Origin of the sequence: Shewanella japonica, assembly GCF_002075795.1 — a bacterium.
Taxonomy (GTDB): domain Bacteria; phylum Pseudomonadota; class Gammaproteobacteria; order Enterobacterales; family Shewanellaceae; genus Shewanella; species Shewanella japonica.
The window spans coordinates 4,282,017-4,302,214 of sequence record NZ_CP020472.1; the positions used below are offsets into that span (position 1 = coordinate 4,282,017).

Here is a 20,198-nt window from a genome sequence, read left to right on the forward strand (position 1 = left end):
ATTTCAGTTAGGCTAATCAGGTTAACAACACAATAAAAAGGCCGCTAAGTTAGCGGCCTTCAATGTGTTAGTTAAATGGATTAACTAATACGATTGTTTCATTTCTATCAGGACCCGTTGAAATAACATCAACAGGTGCTTCTAGCAACTCTTCAATGCGCTTGATGTAATTAAGTGCTGCTTGTGGCAGTTGCTCAATTGACGTCGCACCGAAAGTTGTTTCACTCCAGCCAGGCATAGTTTCAAAAACAGGTGTCACCTGCTCGTAACCTTCGGCTGCTAGTGGAGTAACAGTTTCAACAGTACCATCTGGGTACTTGTAACCAACACAAATCTTAACTTCTTCTAGGCCATCTAGAACATCAAGCTTTGTTAGGCAGAAGCCGCTTACACTGTTGATTTGAACTGCACGGCGCATTGCCACTGCATCCAACCAACCTGGACGACGTTTACGACCAGTGGTAGCACCAAACTCTTGGCCTTTATGACCTAAGTAGTCACCAATCTCATTCTCAAGTTCAGTTGGGAATGGACCAGCACCTACGCGAGTGGTGTAAGCTTTCATGATACCTAAAACATAATCTAAGTGACGAGGACCAAAACCAGAACCAGTAGCTACGCCACCTGCTGTAGTATTTGATGAAGTCACATATGGGTATGTACCATGGTCGATATCAAGTAATGTCCCTTGAGCACCTTCAAACAAGATTGGCTCACCCGCTTTACGGGCAGTATCAAGTAATTCAGTAACATCAGTACACATGCTCTTAAGATAATCAGCAATCGCTAATGCATCTTCAAGCGTTTTTTGATAATCAACTGCTTCACAATCATAGTATTCTGTCAGCATAAAGTTGTGATATTTCATCACTTCTTTTAGCTTCTCAGCGAAAAGTTCAGCATTGAACAAATCACCGACGCGAAGACCACGACGAGAAATTTTATCTTCATAAGCAGGACCAATACCACGACCCGTTGTACCGATAGCTTGATTGCCGCGCGCTTTTTCACGAGCTACATCAAGAGCACAATGGAAAGGTAGAATTAGTGGACATGCTTCTGAAATAAGAAGACGCTCTTCGACAGGAACACCACGCTCTTTAAGCATGTTGATCTCTTTCATCAAAGCATCGGGAGCGAGCACTACACCATTACCGATAATGCATTTCACATTGTCGCGTAAGATCCCTGATGGAATCAAATGAAGTACTGTTTTATCGCCGTCGATAACAAGAGTATGACCAGCATTGTGGCCGCCTTGGTAACGAACTACATATTTTGCCTGTTCTGTTAGAAGGTCGACAATCTTACCTTTTCCTTCGTCACCCCATTGAGTGCCGAGTACTACTACGTTTTTGCCCATCGTCTGCTGCAAGGTTGCGGTATAAAGGCGAATTTTAACAGATTTTTGGGGGTATATTGCAAGTATTTTATGCGAAAATTATTAATAGTACGACGCCAGCAGAGACTAAAGATCCACCTAACCTCCTGAGAACATTCTTATTTTGCAGTGAAATCTCGGCTAAATATTTTTTCCACTGTTCAGGAAATAATAGTGGCCCTACGCCCTCTATAACTAAAACCGTGCCAATTACTAACATTAGCATTTGATAATCCATTATTCACTCCATCATTTTTGTTGCGCCAATAACATCAAGACCACTAAAACACAAAATCAGTAACACACTTATCATTTCGCATCGTCAGGGTAAATAGTAAAAAATAGGCAATAAAAAACCCAGCATATAGCTGGGCTTTTTGAATTCCAAAAACGAATTAACGTTTTGAGAATTGTGGCTTACGACGTGCTTTACGTAGACCAACTTTCTTACGCTCAACTTTACGAGCATCACGGGTAACGAAACCAGCGCCGCGTAAAGAAGGACGTAAAGCTTCGTCTAATTGAAGCAATGCACGAGTAATACCGTGACGAATTGCACCTGCTTGGCCAGTGATACCACCGCCCTTAACAGTTACATAGATGTCAAGTTTGTCAGTCATTTCAACAAGCTCTAGAGGTTGACGAACAACCATACGAGCAGTTTCACGACCAAAATATACATCTAGTGGACGTTGGTTAACAACGATTTGACCACTACCTGCTTTAGCGAATACGCGAGCAGTTGATGTTTTACGACGGCCAGTGCCGTAGTACTGAGTTGCAGACATTAGCTTACTCCCGTATTAGATATCAAGAACTTGAGGTTGTTGTGCAGCATGGTTATGTTCAGTGCCAGCGTAAACTTTAAGCTTACGGAACATAGCACGGCCCAATGGACCTTTTGGTAACATACCCTTAACTGCTTTCTCGATAATCATTTCAGGCTTATGATCTTGCAGCTTTTCAAAAGTAATCTGCTTAATGCCACCGATGAAACCTGAATGTGAGTAGTAAACTTTGCCTTTAGCTTTGTTACCAGTCACAGCAACTTTCTCAGCGTTAATAACGATGATGTAGTCGCCAGTATCAACATGAGGAGTATACTCTGGCTTATGCTTACCGCGTAAACGAGTAGCAATTTCAGTAGCGATACGACCTAAAGTTTTACCTTCAGCATCAACGACGAACCAGTCACGAGTGACTGTTTCTGGTGTAGCAGTAAATGTAGTCTTCATTTTACAAAAACCCAATGTTTAAAATTCTGTCTCAATATTGACTGCTCATGCAATCAACACAATGACCATTTCAAAGCCCCTTCGAGCTGAAATTGGTTTAAATCGTCCACCCAAATTCGGTGGAGTAACGAGGGCAGGTGGCGGATTATAGACAAACCTGAGTTAAAAATCACCTAATTTTTTAACTTTTATAAAAAAATCACCGCGATGGGTGATTTCTTGATTGATGTACATTATATATGCGATTTTTTAAGCGAAATTACATATCAATAGACGGCTTAATATATAAACGCGCCACTATTAAGGTAGATGCTCTAAAGTCAGGTAATCATGAGATTGCATTTCGATTAAACGCGAACGACAACGCCTGAACTCAAAAGCCAATAAACCGTCTGTATAAATAGCTTCCAGCGCCACTTCTGCAGAGATAATCAGCTTAACATTACGCTCATAAAACTCATCCACCATCGCCAGAAAACGTCTGGCAATATCATCACCTGTCGTAGACGAGCCCATCTGCTCTAAACCACTTAATAAAACCGTGTGATAGAGTCTGGCCACTTCCATATAATCACGTTGCGATCTTGGCCCATCACACAAGTCTCTAAAATTAGCTAATAGCACGCCTTGAGATTGCTGACGAATATCAATTAAACGCCCTTCTATCTCGATAGCGTCTGTCAGCACCTCAAATTCAGGGGCAAGCTGGCCAAAATAAGTTAGTAAGTTTGTATCAGCTTGTTCATCTAATGGGAAATGGTATATCTCAGCTTGCTCAAGTGTACGTAAACGGTAATCGATACCTGAATCCACGTTTAAAATTTCACAATGCTGATTAATTAATGCAACCGCAGGTAAAAAGCGCGCACGTTGAAGGCCGTTTTTGTATAAATCATCAGGAATAATGTTAGATGTTGCCACTAAAGCAACGCCTTCTTTAAACAAGTATTGAAACAAGGTTCCCAATAACATCGCATCAGTAATGTCAGAAACAAAAAACTCATCAAAACAAATAATCTTATATTGTTGAGCCATTTTCTTCGCAATGCTGATTAACGGGTCTTGCACCCCTTCCAGTTCACCTAAATCATGATGTAACTGATGCATAAACCGATGAAAATGAGCACGCAGTTTTTTATCTGTCGGTAAAGCATCAAAGAAGGTATCCATAAGGTAGGTTTTACCACGGCCTACACCGCCCCAAAGGTATAACCCCTGCACTGAAGGTGCAGATTTTTTAATACCAATAGCGCTCAATAGTTTAGTCATGCCAGAGGTTTGAGTATCAGCAGCTATAAGCTCTTCATACACTCTTTGTAATGACTTAACTGCTTGCTCTTGTGCTAAGTCATGAGAAAAACCTTCACGGGTTAAATCTTGTTGATAATGCTGCCATGGGCTTAACTGAGACACGAATACGACTCTCTATACTGCTGAAAATTCTCAGCAATCATAGCATGCAGCCTCAATTGAGGTAACGCTTAGAACAACAAAAAATTAACCTTTGTTAATAAAGCCTGAACTTATTGGATTTTGCACCACTCCGAGGTTATATATTCAATACGTGTTAACGGGAATCATTTATTACGCATAAGCGAAAAGCCATTTTCGTGTATGACACAGATTTCATTTTCAAGGAGTTACAATCAATGAAGCCAAAATTAACTTTACTTTCTGCAGCGTTATTAACTGCCTCTTTATCGTTAATGCCAGCTATATCACAGGCAGCGATGCCTCATGCAGTTGATGGTCAAACATTGCCAAGCCTAGCGCCAATGTTAGAACAAGCAACCCCAGCTGTGGTTTCAGTTGCGGTTAGTGGTACTCAAACTTCAAAACAGCAAATTCCTGATGTGTTTAAATATTTCTTTGGCCCCAACGCACCTCAAGAACAAGTACGTGAACGACCATTTAGAGGTCTAGGTTCTGGTGTCATTATTGATGCAAAAGAAGGTTACATTGTGACTAATAACCATGTAATTAATGGCGCCGATGAAATTAAAATCGGTTTACATGATGGCCGCGAAATTGATGCTAAATTAATAGGCTCAGATCCCGAGTCCGATATCGCCTTATTGCAAATTAAAGCCAAAAACCTGACAGCGATTAAACAAACCAATTCAGATGACATTCGTGTTGGCGACTTTGCTATTGCAATTGGTAATCCGTTTGGCTTAGGTCAAACTGTCACATCCGGTATTGTCAGTGCATTGGGTCGCAGCGGGCTTGGCATCGAAATGCTTGAAAACTTTATCCAAACCGATGCTGCTATTAATAGTGGTAACTCTGGTGGTGCACTCGTCAACCTGAACGGTGAACTGATTGGTATTAACACGGCCATTGTCGCTCCAGGTGGCGGTAACGTCGGTATTGGTTTCGCTATTCCTGCCAATATGGTCAATAACCTCATTAATCAAATTATCGAGCATGGTGAAGTCAAGCGTGGGGTGCTAGGTGTAACAGGCCGAGATTTAGATAATGAACTCGCTAAAGCATTTGGTCTTGAAACCCAACATGGTGGCTTTATTAGTGAAGTGATGCCAGATAGTGCAGCCGATGAAGCAGGCATTGAAGCTGGCGATATTATCGTCAGCGTAAACGGGAAAAAAATCAAAAACTTCCAAGAACTTCGAGCCAAAGTGGCCACTATGGGCGCTGGTGCTAAAGTTAACATCGGCATCATTCGAGACGGGGATAAAGAAACCGTTAACGTAATATTAGGAGAATCAACAAGCAGTACCGGCTCAGCTGCTGATGCTTTACATCCTATGCTTGAAGGGGCTGAACTTACTAATAGTAATAAAGGTATTGAAATAACCGATATTGCACAGGGGTCGCCGGCCGCTCGTAACGGCCTAGAAAAAGGCGATCTGATAGTGGGCTTAAACCGCAGCAAGGTGAAAAACTTAAACTCACTTAAAGAAGAGCTGAAAAACCAACAAGGCGCAGTGGCACTAAAAATATTACGTGATAATAAGCTAATGTACCTTGTATTAAGATAGCCTGAATGACAGCGAGCTTTATAAAGGTATATCAAACTTTAATAACAAGGCATTAAGGTAATAACCGCTATGATATTACCTAGCAATGGTGTCGTTTGACATGTGTATACCTTCATTAACGCTGCACTAAAAGCTGAGATTTATAGTGCTAATTAAGCATCGTGGCCTAGTCACGATGCTTAATTTTTTTAAGCGTGGTAATATCCTTGATTAATTTAACTAATTTAGTTGGCCAATGAATCTTAAAGACAACATCTTATACTTAACAAAAGCCGTGGTTTTTGGCCTCGTCATGGCTGCTGTGTTTTTAGTAGTGACTCGTTTTACTGATAACAACAGCTTTAACAATGGCTTGTCTGTTACTCATCAAAATAACGAATTGTCTTTTGCGAGCGCGGTTCGCCGAGCAGCCCCTGCCGTTGTCAATATTTATAGCCTCAGTTTAGATCAAAATAGCCCACTGAATTCCAGTTCACTTCAAGGTCTCGGCTCAGGCGTTATCATGAGTAAAGAAGGTTATATTTTAACCAACTACCATGTTATTAAAAAAGCTGATGAGATCGTCATTGCCTTACAAGATGGGCGAAAATTTACTTCAGAAGTCGTGGGCTCAGATCAAATCACTGATATCGCCGTGCTTAAAATCGAAGGGGATAACCTGCCAATCGTTCCGATTAATCTTAATAACCCAGCCCAAGTAGGTGATGTTGTGCTTGCCATTGGTAATCCTTACAACTTAGGGTAAACCATTACTCAAGGTATTATTAGTGCCACAGGTCGAAATGGGCTCAGTTCAGGTTATTTAGACTTTTTACAAACAGATGCTGCGATTAATGCCGGTAACTCAGGTGGGGCATTAATTGACACAGGTGGGGAATTAATTGGTATTAATACTGCCGCATTTCAGATTGGCGCTGAAGGCGGTGGACACGGAATTAACTTTGCTATTCCTATCAAGCTTGCCCATAGCATTATGGGTAAACTGATTAAAAATGGCCGTGTGATCCGCGGTGCTTTAGGGATCTCTGGCGAGCCGCTCAGCCAAGTGATGGCGCAAATTTTAAACTTACCCGATCTTAAAGGTGTACTAGTAACAGGGGTTGATCCTAATGGCCCTGCAGCTAAAGCGACTTTAAAACCACGCGACGTCATTATTCAATACGCAGAAGAAAGCGTTCCTGGTGTTGAAATGCTGATGGATAGAATCGCGGAAACACCACCAGGCAATAAGGTTAACATTACCATTATCCGTGAAGGCAAGCCGATTGAACTGCCTGTGATTATTGGCGAGAAGTTACCAGAAAATAGCTAATAAAAAGACACTTAATTCAATTAAATAAAAAACCGCTCAATGAGCGGTTTTTTATTGGTATAGCCTTTAGCTTATTAAAAGCCTAATCACGTCAGTCTATTCAGACACACGTACGACTTCGCCGCCTAGCCCTTTGAACTTTTCTTCAATATGTTCATAACCACGGTCAAGGTGGTAAATACGATCAACTGTAGTAATCCCATCAGCCATTAAACCTGCAATCACTAAGCTGGCAGATGCACGTAAATCAGTCGCCATCACTTGAGCACCATTCATGCGCTCAATACCTTTAATGATACAAGTATTACCTTCAAGTTCCATTTCTGCGCCCATACGGCTCAGTTCAGGTACATGCATAAAACGATTTTCAAAAATCGTTTCAGTCACATGACTCGTTCCTTCAGCTAAAGCATTTAACACACAAAACTGAGCTTGCATATCGGTTGGGAATGCAGGATAAGGAGCCGTTTTTATATTAACGGCCTTTGGACGTTTGCCTTTCATATCCAGCTCAATCCAATCTTCACCTGTAGTGATTTCTGCCCCCGCATCTTCTAACTTAGCAAGTACAGCTTCAAGCGAAGATGGATCGGCACTGACACAACGCACGCTACCACGAGTCACTGCAGCAGCAACAAGGAATGAACCTGTCTCAATTCGATCAGGCATGACACGGTGCTCACACCCTGAAAGACGCTCAACACCTTCAATTTTTAATGTAGCAGTACCGACACCCGAAATTTTAGCTCCCATCGCTATCAAACAATGTGCTAAATCATTAATTTCAGGCTCTCGCGCAGCATTTTCAATAATGGTTTCACCATCAGCTAATGCAGCAGCCATCAATAAGTTTTCGGTTGCCCCAACGCTCACCATATCCATAAAGATATGCGCACCTTTTAAGCGACCATCGACACGAGCTTTAATGTAGCCTTCTTTTACTTCAATCTTAGCGCCCATTTGCTCTAAGCCTTGTAAATGAAGGTTCACTGGACGAGCACCAATAGCACAGCCGCCAGGCAGTGACACATCTGCAGTACCAAAACGTGCCAGCAACGGCCCTAAAATTAGGATCGAAGCGCGCATGGTTTTGACTAAATCGTAAGGTGCACAAAACTCATTAAGCTTTGCAGCTGAGATGCAGTATTTACTGTTACCTAAATCTGTGACTTCTGCGCCCAAGCATCGTAGTAATTTAAACGTGGTATTTACATCGCGTAAACTTGGTACGTTAGAGACGATAAAGTCAGTTTCAGCAAGCACGCCAGCAAATAGAATCGGCAATGCCGCATTTTTAGCACCAGAAATAGTGACATCTCCAGAAAGTGGCTTACTGGCTTTAATTGTTAATTTATCCACACTGACTCTCTAATTACATATTAAATAATTTTTCACGCTTCCACTGTGTCGGCGTAAATGTTTTGATGGTCAGCGCATGTAATTCACCACTAGCAATATGGTCATTTAATGGTGCATAAATCGTTTGCTGCTGCTTTACTTTGCTCATGCCATCAAAACATTCGCCAACGGCAACAACTTTATAATGACTTCCATCTGAAGTGACATGCACTTCATCAATCGTTAGTGCTTCTGTTAAAATCTGCTCGATTACTTTGCAATCCATGAAATTGGTTACCTTAAATTCAATGCTAGTTTTCTAGAAAAAAGGATTCTAAATCATATAACTCAATGAGTCTTTTTAGATGTTTACTCGGATGTGCCAATCTCCTTGGCTGAGTGGTGTTTTTACTGCTTTTACCTAAACTAACCAGCTCAAGTAAAAAAGCGACGCCTGCGCTGTCGGCATACTCTAAAGCAGACAAGTCTAACACCTGAGTCGAATCAGTAAACAACTCTTGTCGTTTTGACCATAAATCGATGACCTCTATTTGCCTTAGTTGCCCTTTAATTTCACAAATGTCACCTTGCTGTAAAAACTCAATCACGCAGCATTTTCCTTATCCTGTTTGTAATTGATTTCTTGCTGGGTCTTCTCTTTAAGCATCTCAATCACTGAATCAACCCCTTTTTGGCGAATAAGGTTGGTGATTTCTGACTGTTTAGATGCCAGCAAACTGACCCCTTCAGCGACTAAATCGAACGCTTTCCAACTGTCATCTTTTAGGCGTCTAGCCTTAAACATCACCTTAATTGGCGGACGACCGTCTTCAATAATTTGCACATTTACATCAACAAACTTTTCATTTTCGAATTCACTAGCTGGAGAAAATTGCACTTTTTGTCCAGTATATTCGGTGAACGCTTGCGCATAAGTCGCAACCAAATACCCTTCAAATGCATCAACAAAACGCTCTCGTTGCTCTGGTGTGGTGTCGCGTAAATACTGCCCCATGACTTTATAAGCTGCATACTTATAATCCACATAAGGCATTAACTCTTCGCGCACAATGACTTTCAAATGACTCAAATCAGCATCAATGAGTGCCTTATCAGCATCAAAACGTTCAAAGGTTTTACTGGATACTTGCTGGACTAATTTAAAAGGGTCATGGGTGTCGATCACTTCGCTAGCCTGTACTGGCAAAATGATGACCGCGAATAAGACACAAACACGCCATAAACGTATGAAACATTGGCTCATGATACTCTCCTATTAATCCTTCGAAGAAACGCTATACAAAAGTTGCCCAATTAAATCTTCTAATATTAATGCTGAACGAGTGTCATGGACTCTATCGCCATCCGCTAGCATCTCTATATCATCATCCATAAAACCTGGGGTTAAGCCTAAAAATTGTTCCCCAAGTAAACCCGAGGTTAAAATCGATAAGCTACTGGTTTCAGGGAATTGATCATATTGCTTGTCCATCGTTAACGTTACCACGGGCACAAGTTTTTTAGTGTCTAAGGTTATATTTGTCACGCGGCCAACGACAACTCCGCCTACTTTAACTGGCGAGCGTACTTTTAACCCGCCAATATTGTTGAACTCTGCCTTTAGAGTATAGGTAGCTTGATTGGGTTTTAGTTCTACGTTGGCAACATTGAATACCAAAATACAAAATGCCAGCAGCCCAGCGAGCAAAAATACGCCTACGAATAATTCTACTTTCCTTGTCAACATACGCTTCAACCACTTAATTTATGAACGTTAAAAATATGACTACTGACCAAACATGATTGCAGTCAGCAAGAAATCTAATGCGAGTACGACCAAACTTGCTTGCACCACGGTCGAGGTAGTGGCTTTGCTTATCCCTTCAGGGTTTGGCGTGACTTCATACCCGCGATATAAAGAAATCCATGTCACAACCACACCGAAGAAGGTACTTTTAATCAAGCAATTTACAATATCCTGACGCCACTCAACCGACGCTTGAAGAATTGACCAAAAAGACCCGCTATCAATGCCTTTCCATTCTACCCCCACCAAATGACCACCCAATATTCCAACAAGGCAAAACATCATGGTTAATAATGGCACTGAAATCACTCCAGCCCAAAAGCGAGGTGCGATAACTTGCTTCAACGGATCGACGGCCATCATTTCAAGACTAGACAATTGCTCGGTAGATTTCATTAATCCGATTTCAGCTGTCAATGCTGAACCCGCTCGACCAGCAAATAAAAGAGCTGTAACCACTGGGCCAAGTTCACGCAATAAACTCAAGGCAACCATAGGCCCTAGGCTTTCAACAGTACCAAAATCAGCAAGTACGGTATAACCTTGAAGCGCTAACACCATACCTATGAATAGACCTGATACGACGATAATCACCATTGAGCGCACACCAAGCACATAAATTTGCTTGAGCAGTAAAGGAAGCCCTTTTTGCAATCTAGGTAAATGGGCAATTGCCCCCCACAGCATAAGCCCAGCTCGCCCTAAACCAGCGATAAAATCTAATGCGTAGCGACCGATGTTTTCAATGCGGTTAATCACTCCCATTGAGCATCTCCTGTTGGTAATCTTCGGCAGGAAAATGAAATGGCACAGGGCCGTCAGGATTACCTTTGATAAATTGCTCAATTTGACGATTATCAGAAGCACGTAATTCTTCAGGAGTTCCTGAAGCAATAACTTTTTTCTCCGCGATGACGTAAACATAATCGGCAATACTCAGCACGGCGTCCACATCATGAGAGACCACCACTGAAGTTAAATTTAAGGTATCTGATAATTCGCTTATCAATTTCACCAGCATACCCATGGAAATAGGATCTTGGCCTGCAAATGGCTCATCATACAAAATCATTTCAGGTTCTAATGCAATTGCCCGCGCCAATGCTGCCCTTCTCTGCATTCCACCAGAAAGTTCATTAGGGTGCATCAGTGCTGCGCCTCGAAGCCCAACCGCTTGTAGCTTCATTAACACAATTTTACGAATAAGCTCTTCAGGTAAGCCTGAATGCTCTCGCAGGGCAAATGCGACGTTATCGAATACATTCATATCGGTAAATAACGCACCACTTTGAAAAAGCATGCTCATTCTTTTACGTAATTCGAATAATTGCGGACGTGTTAATTGATGAACATTTTCACCACTAAAAAGTACCTCACCACTGTTAGGCGTTAATTGACCACCAATCAATTTGAGTAAGGTTGTTTTTCCGATGCCACTCGGGCCCATAATCGCTGTCACCTTCCCTTTGGGAATGCTCAAGCAAATATCATCAAAAATAACACGTGATCCACGATTGAACCCCATGTGGCGAACTTCGACCAATGGCATTGCTGAATCTAATAATTTGGAATCGGATATTGAAGAAATAATAGCCTTCCTGGCGCATGTGGTGTAGAGCTGAATTGTACGAAATTGTGTAAGAACCTACAACAAATCAATCACCATGAGTTACAATCCACAACAATTATCGCATCAGCTCATATTTTTGTTAAAATCCTGCACAAATATCGCTATTAACACACGTTTTGGAACCACATGCTTTTTAATATTTTAATGCTAATCGCTGGATTAGGCGTATTAGTTTGGAGCGCAGATCGCTTCGTATATGGCGCAGCCGCTTTCGCTAGAAACCTTGGCCTACCTCCAATGCTGATTGGATTAACCATTGTGGCCATGGGAAGTTCTGCTCCTGAAATGTTTGTGGCTGCAACAGCGTCGATGGAAGGGATGAGTAATACTGCCGTTGGAAATGTCCTAGGTTCAAATGTTGCTAACATCACCTTAATTCTTGGTATTACAGCACTATTAGGTGCTATATCAGTTAGCTCACAAACCCTTAAACGTGAAATTCCGTTAATGTTAGCGGCAACTGTGTTAGCCGGATACCTCATTAATGACGGTATGCTAACCCGATTTGAAGGCACAGTGCTTTTGGTCGCTTTCTTCTCATTAATGGGTTATTTCATCTGGCAAGCACTGAGAAATAAACAAATAGATCCACTATCTGACGAATCTGATGCAGAGATCCCTAAAAATGTACCTACATTACATGCTATTATCTGGATTATTGTTGGCATGGTTTTGCTACCGCTTTCTGCTGACTGGATGGTAACCGGCGCTGTAGGCATTGCAAAGACATTTGGGTTATCAGATTTAGTCATTGGTTTAACCATTATTGCAGTGGGAACAAGCTTGCCTGAATTAGCAGCATGCGTAGCTGGCGTATTAAAAAAAGAAGATGATCTCGCAATTGGTAACATTGTGGGTTCGAATCTGTTTAATATCCTAGCGGTACTTGCTATACCAGGATTGATTGCCCCAGGGGAAATAGATGCCAATGCTGCTGGCCGTGATTTTTACATGACACTTGGTACCAGTGCAGCCCTTGCTGTGCTCGTATTATCAAGTGGAGCGAAGAAACAATTAACTCGCTGGCATGGCGCCATATTATTAGTCGTCTTTATTGCGTACCAGATTGTCTTATTTCAATCTCAATAACGGGGCATAAAGATGGGTCACTCACCATTGTTAAAGACTCATTAGCATTGGAAAAAAACGAGAAACATATGATAAATCAAACACAGTTGCGTCAATGGGGTCGTCAAGTCATTGATATTGAAAAAACAGCGTTAGATAACTTATATCAGTACGTTGATTCAGATGCCTTTGGCCAAGCTTGTGAACTAATTTTGCAGTGCAAAGGTAAAGTGATTGTCATGGGCATGGGTAAATCAGGCCACATTGGCAATAAGATTTCAGCTACATTGGCCAGCACAGGAACGCCTGCATTTTTTGTTCACCCAGGCGAAGCAAGCCATGGTGACCTAGGTGCACTGGCTAAAAATGATATTATCTTAGCAATTTCTAACTCTGGTGAGTCGAGTGAAATTTTAACCTTGCTACCCGTTATTCAGCGCATGGGTGTTCCAGTGATTGCGATCACGGGTAAGCCTGAATCTAACATGGCGCGGTTATCTAAACTGCATCTTTGCATTGAAGTACCAGAAGAAGCTTGTCCATTAGGATTAGCGCCTACTTCAAGCACTACCGCAACCTTGGTAATGGGAGATGCCCTAGCCGTCGCATTATTGCAAGCCAGAGGCTTTACTCGTGATGATTTTGCATTATCACACCCAGGTGGATCATTAGGACGTAAACTCTTACTTAAAGTATCAGACGTCATGCATCATGGAAGCGATGTTCCGCAAGTTAATAGCCAGGTTTGCATCACAGAGTCACTATACGAAATATCCAATAAAGGACTAGGCATGACTGCCGTTATTGATGACAACCAACAGTTAGTCGGTATCTTCACCGATGGTGATTTACGCCGAGTGATTGATGCCGAAGTCAATTTACGCACCACGCCAATCTCACAAGTGATGACCCCTAATTGCATTACCATCAGAGCTGATATTTTAGCAGCACAGGCCTTACAAGTGATGGATGAAAAAAGTATCAACGGCTTAATTGTTGTTGATGAAAATCAACGCCCAATTGGCGCACTTAATATGCTTGATATGGTAAAAGCAGGAGTCATTTAATATGTCGAATAGTCAAGTTCATCAAGGATTATATGGCCCTGTATCAGACGATATTTGGCAACGCGCTAAAAAAATCAAACTCCTGATCTGTGATGTTGATGGGGTCTTTTCTGACGGGCGTATATATTTAAGTAACGCAGGCGAAGAGCTGAAAGCTTTCCATACCCGTGATGGTTACGGTATTCGATCGATTTTAACTAGCGGTATCAGTGTTGCCGTTATCACAGGCCGAAAGTCTGCCATTGTCGAAAATCGAATGACGGCGCTAGGTGTTAGCCATATCTATCAAGGGGTAGACGATAAGCTCACACCATTTAAAGAGTTACTCAGTATTTATAATGTAACGCCAGATGAAGTTGCCTATATCGGTGATGACATGGTTGATTTACCCGTTATGAAAGAAGTGGGCTTAGCTGTTTGCGTAGCAGATGGTCACCCATACGTAAAACAACATTGCCAAATGATCACTCGCATTAATGGCGGTAACGGTGCTTTACGTGAGTTAACTGATTTACTGCTTGTTAGCCAAGACAAGTTCGAAACCGCCCACGGAATGAGCATATGAGCCGTACCACCCTCGCTATTCTCGGCTTCTTTGGTGCAGCATTAGTTTTATACTGGCAAGTGCAAGTGAAGCGTAGTCAAATGGAAGCCAATAAGCTTCCCGATCCCGCGCGTCCAGAATTCATCGCTAATGACTTGCGAAGCACAGAATTTAACGAGCAAGGATTAGTACAAAGCCGGGTGTCAGCAAAACACATGGAACACTTTCAGCAAACCAATGAAACCCTATTCACTGAGCCTGTATACCTTATCTATCCAGAAAACGGCGAAGCTGAGTGGCAATTAACCGCTGAATTAGGCAAGCTTAATAAAGAAACCGGTAAAGTGGTGCTAGAAAAAAATGTTATTATTGATGCAATAAACATCAATGAACCAGTACAATCGCTAACCACAAGTATGCTTGCGTTAGATTTAAATACCATGATCATGACGTCTGATCGACAGATTAATGTCTCAGGACAAGATTTTAAAATACAAGGCTTAGGCCTTTATGCTGATTTAAATGCCGAAGAGTTAGAGCTTTTAAGTCAGGTAGAAGGAACATATGAAGCAAAGTAAAACACTGACATTTTCACTCAATAAGCTTATGAAAACAGACTTTATTAGAAAAAGTATTCTTGGTATGAGCCTAATGGGATTGAGCTTAGTGACAGTCACCGGCGTTCATGCCAAAGAAGGTGATTTACAACAAGAGCTTAAAGTTGCTGCCGTCAGCCAAAAAGCAGATATTAAAAATAACCAAGTGATTTTCTTCGGCCCAGTGAATGTGACGCAAGGCACCATTAATATTAATGCCGATCAATTACGTGCATTCAGTGAAGAGTCGGGTGGCAAAAAAACCATGATTGCGACAGGTAATCCAGCCACATTCTCACAAGAACTCGATGATGGCCGTATCGGTACCGCAAGTGCAAACGAAATAAAATATGAGCTTTCGACCAGTATTTTAACCTTAAAAGGCAATGCAAAACTTGACCAGGCAGGCAGTCAGGTTACTGGTAATCTCATTAGCTATAATATTGATAAACAGCAACTGATCGCTGAAAGCACAGGTGAAGGAAAAGACAGAGTTATCACTATTTTTCAACCAGAAAATTACCCTGACTTGAATAAAGAAAACGAAGAACTTGATAACTCAGACGAAGCGCCGTTAGAAAATAATGATTCGCTTGATAACCCAGATGCTGATACGACTGACAATGTACCTAGCAATGTAACTGAGAATCAAACAGTGACTCCTGAGGCAAATGCTGTTGAAACTAACACTGACGCCCTCCTTGAATCAGTCACCCCTCAAGAATCTGATATTCAAAACTCAACCAATGCAGACATAACGACCCCTGCGGCAGAGCAAAAGCAATAATGACACAAATTACCTTAACAGCTGAGAACTTAGCAAAAAGCTATAAAAGCCGCCAAGTTGTCAAAAACGTTAGCCTAACCGTTAAAACGGGTCAGATTGTTGGTCTTTTAGGGCCAAATGGTGCAGGTAAAACCACAACCTTTTATATGGTTGTTGGCTTAGTCAAAAGCGATAAAGGTCGTATTTTGATTGATTCTGACGACTTGACTGCAGACCCAATGCATTTACGTGCTCGTAAAGGTATTGGTTACTTACCTCAAGAAGCCAGTATTTTTAGAAAACTCACTGTGCACGATAACATCATGGCGGTGCTGCAAACCCGTAAAACCTTATCGAGTGAGCAACGAATCGAAGAGTTAGAGCACTTATTAGAAGAGTTCAATATTACCCATATTCGTGACAGCCAAGGTATGGCTCTATCAGGTGGTGAACGTCGACGTGTAGAAATAGCACGCGCTTTAGCCGCCAATCCTAAGTTTATTTTATTAGATGAACCATTTGCGGGTGTTGATCCTATCTCAGTGATAGATATTAAGAAAATTATTCAACAACTAAAAAATCGTGGTCTTGGAGTATTGATTACTGACCATAATGTCCGTGAAACACTTGATGTATGTGAGCGTGCGTATATTGTCAGCCACGGAGATTTAATTGCTGAAGGTACGCCTGCTGAGATCTTAGACAATCAGCAAGTCAGGTCAGTATACTTAGGTGAGCAATTCAAGCTATAGTTAGCATTCTTTAGTGTACAAGCATGGCATTTTCGCGGCCAACCAGTCCCACTTTTTAGCGTTATACACTAGACTCAAAACTTAACGCTAATTTTTGGCAAAGTAGAACCCAAGTTCGGTTAAAGTCTAGCTAACACTTACAAAGGTGCTAGACCCATAACATTGTAGTCGCGATGATGAAATTCAATTAGGGATAAGCGGTAAATGAAAGCCTCACTCCAACTTAAAATGGGTCAACACCTGACAATGACCCCGCAGTTGCAACAAGCCATTCGCTTATTGCAACTTTCCTCTTTGGAGCTACAGCAAGAAATTCAGCAAGCACTTGACTCAAATCCTCTTCTTGAGCTTGAGGATGAGTTTGCCAAAGCAAAAGAACCAGTCAAAGACAATGCTCAGCAAACTGACACCGATTTTAGCGATAACAGCCAAGTCAGCGTAGAAAAAGACACCTCATCAGTCGATACAACAGAGTCACTTACGAAAGAGTCCATGCCTGAAGACTTACCAATGGATACCACTTGGGATGAAGTCTACACCGCCTCTCCTAACTCAGGTTCTGGCGCTGTAAGCCGTGATGACGATATGCCATTTCAAGGTGAAACGACTGAAGGTTTATACGAACATTTAGAATGGCAAAAAAACTTAACCCCATTTTCTGAAAATGACCTCGCCATTGCGACAGCCATCATCGACGCAATTGATGATAGAGGTTACTTAACCCAATCAACAGAAGATATTCTCGATGCACTCGGTCTTGAGGATATTGAACTTGATGAGGTTGAAGCCGTATTAAAGCGTGTACAACATTTTGATCCAGTGGGCGTCGCTGCAAGAAATTTAAGCGAATGTTTGATGATTCAATTGGGACAATACCCAAGCGAAATCCCTTGCATAGAAAATGTAAAATTACTGATATCTGAACACCTAGATTTAATAGCAGGTCGTGATTTCAGATTACTAATGCGTAAAACCAAGCTTAAAGAAGATGATTTACGCGAAGCGATTCAATTTATCCAAACACTGAACCCTCGCCCAGGGTTACAAATTACTCCAATCAAAGATGAGTACGTCATCCCAGATGTCACAGTGTTTAAAAAGAATGGCCGTTGGGTCGTAGAATTAAACCCAGATAATATGCCTAAAATAGGCGTAAATCAGCAATATGCCGCCATGGCAAAAGGCTCAGCCAATCAAGCTGACAGCCAATTCATTCGCGGTCACTTACAAGAAGCCAAATGGTTTATTAAAAGTATTGAAAGCCGCAATGAAACCCTGTTAAAAGTGGCAAATTGTATTGTTCAATTCCAGCAAGGTTTCTTTGAGTTCGGCGAAGAAGCCATGAAGCCTATGGTTTTAAATGATATTGCCGAAGCGGTAGAGATGCATGAATCGACCATCTCACGGGTTACAACTCAAAAATATATGCACACCCCTCGCGGCCTTTTTGAACTAAAATACTTCTTCTCTAGCCACGTAAGTACCGATGATGGCGGAGAGTGTTCATCTACAGCAATCAGAGCCTTTATCAAAAAGCTGGTCGCTGCAGAAAACCAGAAAAAGCCACTTAGCGATAGTAAAATGGCGACGCTACTGGCTGAACAAGGGATCAATGTTGCTCGGCGTACGATCGCCAAATATCGTGAAGCAATGCTCATCCCTCCCTCAAACCAACGCAAAAGCTTATAAGCCTTTGTTATTGGAGGATGATCTATGCAAATTAACCTGACTGGACACCATATCGAAATTACTCAATCTTTACGTGAGTATGTGCAAACTAAGTTTTCAAAGCTTGAACGTCACTTCGAACAGATCAATAATGTTCACGTTGTGCTCAATGTACAAAAGTTACAACAGATTGCCGAAGCTAAATTGCACCTCAAAGGAGGTGAAGTTTTTGCCGTATCTCAAAACGCAGATATGTATGTCGCAATTGACGCCCTGATAGACAAATTAGACCGTCAGGTAATTAAACACAAAGAGAAGTTAATTAAACACTAACGATGGAACTTCGCACCATCCTGCAGCCGGCGTGCACTACCTGTGCCACTCCGGGCAGTAAGAAAAAGGTACTGGAACTTATCAGCAATTTAATGGCTGACCAGTACCCTACTCTATCTTCACAAGCTATTTTCGAAAGTTTAATAGCACGTGAAAAAATGGGTAGCACAGGTATCGGCAATGGCATTGCGATTCCACATGGGCGTTTAGACGACATTGAATCGCCGATCGCTATTTTGATCAAATGTGAAGAAGCTATCGACTTTGATGCTATTGATAAGAAGCCAGTAGACATTTTATTTGCCTTATTGGTTCCTTCTGAGCAATGTCAGCAACACTTAAGCACGTTATCAAGTATGGCTGAGAAATTAAGCGATAAACTCATCCTTAAAAGACTTCGAAAGAGTCATGACGCTACAGAACTGTATCAGGTTATTACTGCATGAAACTTGTCATCGTATCAGGACGATCGGGCTCAGGTAAGTCAGTTGCTTTAAGAGTGTTAGAGGATTTAGGTTATTACTGTGTTGATAATCTGCCTCTCCCACTGATTGGCAGCCTACTAGAGCAGCTAAAAGGAAATAATGAACTTGTCGCCATCAGTGTTGATGTGCGTAATATCGAAGAGCAAGGCAAAGTATTAGAGCAGCAAATTGCTTTGTTGTCCGACGATACCACGATCATTAGTTTATTTTTAAATGCCAATGATCAAGTACTGCTTAAACGATACAGTGAAACACGTCGATTACACCCGCTGTCAAAAAATCAAATCTCATTACAAGAAGCGATTCAACTTGAAGGTCGATTGCTCGAACCAATCGCCAAAATGGTTGATCACTACATCGACACATCTCAGCTGAATATTTACGATTTGAGCGATCAAGTCCGACAAATTCTTATGGGCAGTGTTGATAAAGAATTAGTCATTCACTTTGAATCATTTGGATTCAAGCACGGTATGCCTACTGAAGCCGACTTTATGTTTGATGTCCGCTTTTTGCCAAACCCACATTGGGAGCCTGAGTTAAGACCATTAACGGGTCTTGATCAACCAGTACAAGAATTCTTAGGCAGACAACCCCTAGTCAATAAGTTCATCTGGCAGATTGAGAATTTATTTGATACTTGGATGCCGCACCTTGAGCGCAATAATCGCAGTTACCTTACCATCGCGATTGGCTGCACAGGTGGACAGCATCGCTCAGTTTATATTGCAGATCAACTCACACAGCGCTTCAGTAACAGTAAACACCAAGTTAGCGCTCGCCACCGAGAGCTCAACCTGTGACGATGAATATCTCCAGAGAAATCACCATCAGTAATAAACTTGGGCTTCATGCTCGAGCGGCAACAAAATTAGCTATATTGGCTACGGAATTTAAAGCCAGCATTACCTTGATTCAAGGTGACAAACAAGCCAGCGCAGCGAGTGTGTTAGGTTTATTAATGCTAGAAAGTGGTATAGGAAAAGTGATTACTGTTCAGGCTGAAGGCCCTGATGCACAGCAAGCACTAGATGCGGTTTGCCAACTGATTAACGACAAATTTGACGAAGAAAGCTAATCCTTTTATATGGTTTAACGCTTTCAGGCTAACTCGTTGCTAGTTATCACTTACTAGCAAAACATTGAAATTTACGACCCCAAACCGCTATCAGCCATGCTTTATTAACCTCCTATTCTACTCGGGAATACGCTTA

General features: G+C 41.7%; 23 protein-coding genes and 2 pseudogenes. 13 read left to right on the forward strand and 12 right to left on the reverse strand.

From position 1 onward, the window contains the following. Positions 1-67: 67 nt before the first annotated feature. The 5 genes from SJ2017_RS18350 to zapE form a co-directional block, all read right to left on the reverse strand. On the reverse strand, positions 68-1,363 hold the full coding sequence (locus SJ2017_RS18350; protein ID WP_055023461.1) for an adenylosuccinate synthase: 1,296 nt from the start codon (positions 1,361-1,363) through the stop codon (positions 68-70). A 67-nt stretch (positions 1,364-1,430) separates the two neighbouring features. Beyond that, the gene (locus SJ2017_RS18355) at positions 1,431-1,619 is read right to left on the reverse strand and encodes a DUF2065 domain-containing protein (protein ID WP_055023462.1); all 189 of its coding nucleotides are present in this window, start codon (positions 1,617-1,619) and stop codon (positions 1,431-1,433) included. Between the two features lie 157 nt (positions 1,620-1,776). Then, entirely contained in the window at positions 1,777-2,169 is a 393-nt protein-coding gene (gene rpsI / locus SJ2017_RS18360) for a 30S ribosomal protein S9 (RefSeq protein WP_055023463.1), read from the reverse strand. 15 nt (positions 2,170-2,184) lie between these two features. Next, positions 2,185-2,616: a 50S ribosomal protein L13 gene (rplM, locus tag SJ2017_RS18365; protein WP_055023464.1), complete on the reverse strand. Its 432-nt coding sequence runs from the start codon at positions 2,614-2,616 to the stop codon at positions 2,185-2,187. A 300-nt stretch (positions 2,617-2,916) separates the two neighbouring features. Continuing rightward, a complete protein-coding gene (gene zapE / locus SJ2017_RS18370; protein ID WP_080916851.1) occupies positions 2,917-4,029 on the reverse strand; it encodes a cell division protein ZapE in 1,113 nt (370 codons plus the stop codon). Positions 4,030-4,265: 236 nt separating this feature from the next. On the opposite strand from zapE, the gene SJ2017_RS18375 reads away from it, so the two are divergent. Together SJ2017_RS18375 and degS are read left to right on the forward strand one after the other, a co-directional pair. Beyond that, complete coding sequence (locus SJ2017_RS18375) at positions 4,266-5,618, forward strand: DegQ family serine endoprotease (protein WP_080916853.1); 1,353 nt, start codon at positions 4,266-4,268, stop codon at positions 5,616-5,618. Positions 5,619-5,853: 235 nt separating this feature from the next. Then, positions 5,854-6,930 (forward strand): annotated as a pseudogene (gene degS, locus SJ2017_RS18380) (outer membrane-stress sensor serine endopeptidase DegS). 96 nt (positions 6,931-7,026) lie between these two features. Here degS and murA read toward each other — a convergent pair. From murA to SJ2017_RS18415, 7 genes are read right to left on the reverse strand one after another with little or no spacing between them, the layout of a single operon-like run. Continuing rightward, the gene (gene murA / locus SJ2017_RS18385) at positions 7,027-8,289 is read right to left on the reverse strand and encodes a UDP-N-acetylglucosamine 1-carboxyvinyltransferase (protein WP_055023468.1); all 1,263 of its coding nucleotides are present in this window, start codon (positions 8,287-8,289) and stop codon (positions 7,027-7,029) included. Positions 8,290-8,302: 13 nt separating this feature from the next. Further along, entirely contained in the window at positions 8,303-8,554 is a 252-nt protein-coding gene (locus SJ2017_RS18390) for a BolA family protein (RefSeq protein WP_055023469.1), read from the reverse strand. 25 nt (positions 8,555-8,579) lie between these two features. After that, positions 8,580-8,876, reverse strand: coding sequence for an STAS domain-containing protein (locus tag SJ2017_RS18395; RefSeq protein ID WP_080916855.1), 297 nt, complete (start codon positions 8,874-8,876; stop codon positions 8,580-8,582). Next, entirely contained in the window at positions 8,873-9,532 is a 660-nt protein-coding gene (locus SJ2017_RS18400) for an MlaC/ttg2D family ABC transporter substrate-binding protein (protein WP_080916857.1), read from the reverse strand. Before SJ2017_RS18400 ends, SJ2017_RS18395 begins: the two co-directional genes overlap by 4 nt. A gap of 12 nt (positions 9,533-9,544) precedes the next feature. Next, positions 9,545-10,015 (reverse strand): outer membrane lipid asymmetry maintenance protein MlaD, encoded by a 471-nt coding sequence (mlaD, locus tag SJ2017_RS18405; RefSeq protein ID WP_065109384.1) that lies wholly within the window; start codon positions 10,013-10,015, stop codon positions 9,545-9,547. A gap of 39 nt (positions 10,016-10,054) precedes the next feature. Continuing rightward, positions 10,055-10,840 carry a lipid asymmetry maintenance ABC transporter permease subunit MlaE gene (mlaE, locus tag SJ2017_RS18410; RefSeq protein ID WP_055023472.1) on the reverse strand — a complete coding sequence of 262 codons (786 nt, stop codon included), beginning with the start codon at positions 10,838-10,840 and terminating at the stop codon, positions 10,055-10,057. Then, on the reverse strand, positions 10,827-11,624 hold the full coding sequence (locus tag SJ2017_RS18415; protein ID WP_080916859.1) for an ATP-binding cassette domain-containing protein: 798 nt from the start codon (positions 11,622-11,624) through the stop codon (positions 10,827-10,829). The genes mlaE and SJ2017_RS18415 overlap by 14 nt, the downstream gene beginning before the upstream one ends. Before the next feature lie 207 nt (positions 11,625-11,831). Here SJ2017_RS18415 and SJ2017_RS18420 point away from each other — a divergent pair, with 207 nt between their 5' ends. From SJ2017_RS18420 to SJ2017_RS18470, 11 genes and pseudogenes are all read left to right on the forward strand, one after another. Next, the gene (locus SJ2017_RS18420) at positions 11,832-12,794 is read left to right on the forward strand and encodes a calcium/sodium antiporter (RefSeq protein WP_080916861.1); all 963 of its coding nucleotides are present in this window, start codon (positions 11,832-11,834) and stop codon (positions 12,792-12,794) included. A 68-nt stretch (positions 12,795-12,862) separates the two neighbouring features. After that, positions 12,863-13,840 carry a KpsF/GutQ family sugar-phosphate isomerase gene (locus tag SJ2017_RS18425; RefSeq protein WP_080916863.1) on the forward strand — a complete coding sequence of 326 codons (978 nt, stop codon included), beginning with the start codon at positions 12,863-12,865 and terminating at the stop codon, positions 13,838-13,840. Position 13,841: 1 nt separating this feature from the next. Then, positions 13,842-14,405 carry a 3-deoxy-manno-octulosonate-8-phosphatase KdsC gene (kdsC, locus tag SJ2017_RS18430; protein WP_055023476.1) on the forward strand — a complete coding sequence of 188 codons (564 nt, stop codon included), beginning with the start codon at positions 13,842-13,844 and terminating at the stop codon, positions 14,403-14,405. After that, complete coding sequence (gene lptC / locus SJ2017_RS18435; protein ID WP_055023477.1) at positions 14,402-14,962, forward strand: LPS export ABC transporter periplasmic protein LptC; 561 nt, start codon at positions 14,402-14,404, stop codon at positions 14,960-14,962. The genes kdsC and lptC overlap by 4 nt, the downstream gene beginning before the upstream one ends. A gap of 64 nt (positions 14,963-15,026) precedes the next feature. Continuing rightward, positions 15,027-15,572 (forward strand): annotated as a pseudogene (gene lptA, locus SJ2017_RS21760) (lipopolysaccharide transport periplasmic protein LptA); the annotation flags it as partial. A gap of 194 nt (positions 15,573-15,766) precedes the next feature. Continuing rightward, positions 15,767-16,498 (forward strand): LPS export ABC transporter ATP-binding protein, encoded by a 732-nt coding sequence (gene lptB / locus SJ2017_RS18445; protein ID WP_055023478.1) that lies wholly within the window; start codon positions 15,767-15,769, stop codon positions 16,496-16,498. A gap of 204 nt (positions 16,499-16,702) precedes the next feature. Further along, the gene (locus tag SJ2017_RS18450) at positions 16,703-18,187 is read left to right on the forward strand and encodes an RNA polymerase factor sigma-54 (protein ID WP_065109381.1); all 1,485 of its coding nucleotides are present in this window, start codon (positions 16,703-16,705) and stop codon (positions 18,185-18,187) included. Positions 18,188-18,211: 24 nt separating this feature from the next. Further along, the gene (gene hpf / locus SJ2017_RS18455; RefSeq protein WP_055023480.1) at positions 18,212-18,499 is read left to right on the forward strand and encodes a ribosome hibernation promoting factor; all 288 of its coding nucleotides are present in this window, start codon (positions 18,212-18,214) and stop codon (positions 18,497-18,499) included. A 2-nt stretch (positions 18,500-18,501) separates the two neighbouring features. Continuing rightward, the gene (gene ptsN, locus SJ2017_RS18460; RefSeq protein ID WP_055023481.1) at positions 18,502-18,945 is read left to right on the forward strand and encodes a PTS IIA-like nitrogen regulatory protein PtsN; all 444 of its coding nucleotides are present in this window, start codon (positions 18,502-18,504) and stop codon (positions 18,943-18,945) included. Continuing rightward, entirely contained in the window at positions 18,942-19,787 is an 846-nt protein-coding gene (rapZ, locus tag SJ2017_RS18465) for an RNase adapter RapZ (protein WP_055023482.1), read from the forward strand. The genes ptsN and rapZ overlap by 4 nt, the downstream gene beginning before the upstream one ends. 2 nt (positions 19,788-19,789) lie before the next feature. Further along, complete coding sequence (locus SJ2017_RS18470; RefSeq protein ID WP_055023483.1) at positions 19,790-20,062, forward strand: HPr family phosphocarrier protein; 273 nt, start codon at positions 19,790-19,792, stop codon at positions 20,060-20,062. Positions 20,063-20,198: the final 136 nt, after the last annotated feature.

Coding starts and splice junctions, on each gene's coding strand:
- SJ2017_RS18350 (WP_055023461.1), bottom strand. CDS start 1,363: ATGGGCAAAAACGTAGTAGTACTCGGCACTCAATGGGGTGACGAAGGA.
- SJ2017_RS18355 (WP_055023462.1), bottom strand. CDS start 1,619: ATGGATTATCAAATGCTAATGTTAGTAATTGGCACGGTTTTAGTTATA.
- rpsI (WP_055023463.1), bottom strand. CDS start 2,169: ATGTCTGCAACTCAGTACTACGGCACTGGCCGTCGTAAAACATCAACT.
- rplM (WP_055023464.1), bottom strand. CDS start 2,616: ATGAAGACTACATTTACTGCTACACCAGAAACAGTCACTCGTGACTGG.
- SJ2017_RS18375 (WP_080916853.1), top strand. CDS start 4,266: ATGAAGCCAAAATTAACTTTACTTTCTGCAGCGTTATTAACTGCCTCT.
- SJ2017_RS18390 (WP_055023469.1), bottom strand. CDS start 8,554: ATGGATTGCAAAGTAATCGAGCAGATTTTAACAGAAGCACTAACGATT.
- SJ2017_RS18400 (WP_080916857.1), bottom strand. CDS start 9,532: ATGAGCCAATGTTTCATACGTTTATGGCGTGTTTGTGTCTTATTCGCG.
- mlaD (WP_065109384.1), bottom strand. CDS start 10,015: ATGTTGACAAGGAAAGTAGAATTATTCGTAGGCGTATTTTTGCTCGCT.
- mlaE (WP_055023472.1), bottom strand. CDS start 10,840: ATGGGAGTGATTAACCGCATTGAAAACATCGGTCGCTACGCATTAGAT.
- SJ2017_RS18415 (WP_080916859.1), bottom strand. CDS start 11,624: ATGCCATTGGTCGAAGTTCGCCACATGGGGTTCAATCGTGGATCACGT.
- SJ2017_RS18420 (WP_080916861.1), top strand. CDS start 11,832: ATGCTTTTTAATATTTTAATGCTAATCGCTGGATTAGGCGTATTAGTT.
- SJ2017_RS18425 (WP_080916863.1), top strand. CDS start 12,863: ATGATAAATCAAACACAGTTGCGTCAATGGGGTCGTCAAGTCATTGAT.
- kdsC (WP_055023476.1), top strand. CDS start 13,842: ATGTCGAATAGTCAAGTTCATCAAGGATTATATGGCCCTGTATCAGAC.
- lptC (WP_055023477.1), top strand. CDS start 14,402: ATGAGCCGTACCACCCTCGCTATTCTCGGCTTCTTTGGTGCAGCATTA.
- lptB (WP_055023478.1), top strand. CDS start 15,767: ATGACACAAATTACCTTAACAGCTGAGAACTTAGCAAAAAGCTATAAA.
- SJ2017_RS18450 (WP_065109381.1), top strand. CDS start 16,703: ATGAAAGCCTCACTCCAACTTAAAATGGGTCAACACCTGACAATGACC.
- hpf (WP_055023480.1), top strand. CDS start 18,212: ATGCAAATTAACCTGACTGGACACCATATCGAAATTACTCAATCTTTA.
- ptsN (WP_055023481.1), top strand. CDS start 18,502: ATGGAACTTCGCACCATCCTGCAGCCGGCGTGCACTACCTGTGCCACT.
- rapZ (WP_055023482.1), top strand. CDS start 18,942: ATGAAACTTGTCATCGTATCAGGACGATCGGGCTCAGGTAAGTCAGTT.
- SJ2017_RS18470 (WP_055023483.1), top strand. CDS start 19,790: ATGAATATCTCCAGAGAAATCACCATCAGTAATAAACTTGGGCTTCAT.